The sequence below is a fragment of the Pyrobaculum sp. genome (assembly GCF_049971835.1).
GTDB lineage: Archaea > Thermoproteota > Thermoprotei > Thermoproteales > Thermoproteaceae > Pyrobaculum.
Genome location: NZ_JBMFKV010000209.1, coordinates 1 through 2904 on the forward strand (window position 1 = coordinate 1; position 2904 = coordinate 2904).

Annotated in this window: 2 protein-coding genes; one reads left to right on the plus strand and one right to left on the minus strand. The window is 58.6% G+C overall.

Annotated elements, in window-relative coordinates; genetic code table 11:
* The first annotated feature begins 347 nt into the window (after window positions 1-347).
* Window positions 348-1577: a helix-turn-helix domain-containing protein gene (locus ACP5J3_RS12470; protein WP_428495983.1), complete on the plus strand. Its 1230-nt coding sequence runs from the start codon at window positions 348-350 to the stop codon at window positions 1575-1577.
* A 312-nt stretch (window positions 1578-1889) separates the two neighbouring features.
* Here ACP5J3_RS12470 and ACP5J3_RS12475 read toward each other — a convergent pair whose 3' ends face one another.
* Window positions 1890-2537 carry a recombinase family protein gene (locus ACP5J3_RS12475; RefSeq protein ID WP_428495984.1) on the minus strand — a complete coding sequence of 216 codons (648 nt, stop codon included), beginning with the start codon at window positions 2535-2537 and terminating at the stop codon, window positions 1890-1892.
* Window positions 2538-2904 lie beyond the last annotated feature (367 nt).

Sequence of the window (2904 nt, forward strand, 5' to 3'; positions counted from 1 at the left end):
GTTGAAAGACGTCGACACCGGGCGGCGGTATGTGTCCTCAAACCGACACGACGCATGCACGGGGCGCTCCTATACACGGCTTCCTCCTGGAGCAACTCACTTTATACCTACTAACTGACACACGGCATGGCGTGTAATTTAATGTCCGTGCATGGCGAACTGCCCTTTACAGATTTGTGTCTCTTTTCAAGATTTTATCTGAGTTTTTGAAGCGGTATGCCGGGCCTAGGGAGTTAGAGTTGGGGTGAGTGCCCCGGCCGGGATTTGAACCCGGGTCACGGGCTCGAAAGGCTCGTACTATTTAGAATGTTGGCGAAAAATTTAAAAGCGGATGCCATTTTTCACCAATGTTTGTCAACCCGTATTGGGTAAAGCTGTCAGATGAACAAAGAATCGACATAGTAAGGTGTCTAAGAGAGGCGCTGGGACTCTCTGTGAGCGACATAGCGCGGCTGGCTGGGGTCACCCCGGCGGCCGTCGCTCAGTGGCTGAGCGGGAGGTCGGCTCCGGCGCCGGAGAAGCTACAGAAAATGCACGAAGCCGATCCAAATACCGTGGAGAGGTGCCTACCAGAGCCTCCTGTGGGGAGGCTAGACGTGGACCAAGCACTGCAGATTATCTCCAAGGCTCTAAGGGACAAGGCCCTCCGCGACTACGTAATTCAGCAACTCTCCGTCTTGCTCCCCGGACAGGTGAAGGCGGAGGCGGCCTACCGCGTCGAGAGGGAGGATCTCGAAGTGTTCAAAAAGAAGCTGGAGCTGGAGGGCTTGGCGTACGACACGAGGACCCGCCACTTGAGGTACTTGACTAGGTTTCTACAGCGAGGCGGATGGGTGATTTCACAGGAAACTATAGAAAAGATTTACACGGCGGAGACTCCTAAAATCGCCCAGGAGATGGCTAAGTCGCTCAAAAAGTTTATCGACGTGGTGGTGAGGGCGAGGGACCCCCAGCTGGCCGCCCTGCTCTACGACTCCTTCAAGGTGCCCCGCGTCAAGAAGAAGAACAGCTACAAGATACCCACCCTGGAGGAGGTTAAAAGAGTGTGGGAGGAGGCGAGTAAAATTTCGCCCTGCGCCGCGGCGTTCTGGGGCCTGCTGGCTGAGACTGGCATCCGCGCCAGGCAGTTGCACAAGGCCACCCTCGCCGGTCTCCAGCTTGAGCGAAGGCGCCTCCTGGTGGGGGAGACAGAGGGCACCAAGCGCCAGCCCGTGGTGTTTCTCACAGAGGGTGCCGTCCGCTACCTCCAGACGGTGTACCTCCCGTGGAGGGACAGGTTCGAGAAGATGTTGGGGCAGAGGACCGAGAGGCTGTTCCCATGCGAGCTCCTCACGATATACCGCTGGCTGAAGGAGGCGAGAGAGAAGGCGGGGCTCCCGTGGCTTGAACCCAAGCTACTCCGCAAGTTCAACGCCCAGTGGCTCCTCGACCAAGGGGTGGACGTTTCGGATATCGCAATGCTCCAAGGCCGCGCTCTGCCATCAAGCCTGGCTATCACCATTGAGCACTACGTGGCAGATTACGAGAAGCGGCTCCGTACCGTATTTGAACAACACGCGCCGCGAGTATTTCCATAGCACTGTTTTTCAACCGCTTTTTCTCAGCGGAGAGATTCCGCTCTATAACAGCGACTGCGTTGGTCAGAACGCATGTGCTAGCTCCGTGAAATAAAGGAGAGGCCCCCGGTTGTGTTTCGCCATCCCCTCGGCGCGTGTCCGGGGCGCCAACATCGTTCGCCGCATGCGCCAAGCACTGCAGAGGCACAGGCAACTACCGCGCCTGCATGCCTTATCGCTGTGGAGATATTTAAGCTTTACCCACGTTGCGAACTACTGAGGCGCTACACCGTTTGTATAACCGAAATTTAGTTATATACCACAACGTTGAACTCAACGCGCGCGCCTCGCCCCAGACAGCCTGGCCACCTTCACAGCCTCTAAGTAGTCGGGGTCCCGCGACAGATACCTAACCGCTGTTCTGTAGCCGACGCCCACAAGTTTCACGGCCTCCCTCAGCGTCAGCCCCCGCCTCACCAGGTCCACAATCCTCGCCTTGATCTGCGGGCTCCACTTCGGCGGCCTCCCCAGCCTCTTGCCTTCCGCCTTGAGGCGGCGGAGGGCCTCCCGCGTCCTTTCGCGGATAAATTCGCGCTCCATCTCCCCGGCCCACCCCAAGACGGCCACCAGCAGGTCGCGCACCCTGGGATCGACTGCCGATAGCCACTCCTCCCTCACAGAATATAGCGCCCAGCCCTTCTCGTTGAACTCCTTGTAGACTGCGGCGAGCTCCCAGAGGCTCCTCGCGACTCGGTCAAGGGAATACACCACGACGCCTTGGGCCCTCCCAGACGCCAAGCTTTCCACCACCTGCCTCCAGCCAGGCCTCTTGCCGGGAGGTACCGCGCCGGAGACACCCACGTCTTTGCACACATCCACCACGCGGTGGCCGTGTCTGGCGGCCCATTGATAGATGGCAAACTCCTGGTTCTCCAGCCGCTCCTCCTCTTGCGATACGCGGACGTAAGCCACCAGTTCCATGCCGAAAACCCGGCTTTGGGCTTTATAAGTCGATCGGGGAACTGGCTTTTTAGGCGCGAATGGGGCGTTTCTGGCACAGCCTGCGCCGCTTTAGCCCTCCACGGCTCCATACTGTGGATACTGGCTCTGCGCACCCGCCGATTAGTGAGCCCCCGAACATGAAGGTCGTCGGCCACAACGTGGCTGGACGCCCCTTGATAATAGAGGCGGCGTAGCGGAGGGCTTCGGCGCTAGGCGCCGCGTTTGCCAGAGGCGTGGGCGGAGTCCACGAAAGCGTAGAGCACGTTAAGAAGCGACTTGGGGGAGAAGAGGTTGAAGTCGTTGGGAGAGTCATAATACAGCCAGTGCCATAAGGCGATAACGAAAG

Coding starts and splice junctions, on each gene's coding strand:
- ACP5J3_RS12470 (WP_428495983.1), top strand. CDS start 348: ATGTTTGTCAACCCGTATTGGGTAAAGCTGTCAGATGAACAAAGAATC.
- ACP5J3_RS12475 (WP_428495984.1), bottom strand. CDS start 2,537: ATGGAACTGGTGGCTTACGTCCGCGTATCGCAAGAGGAGGAGCGGCTG.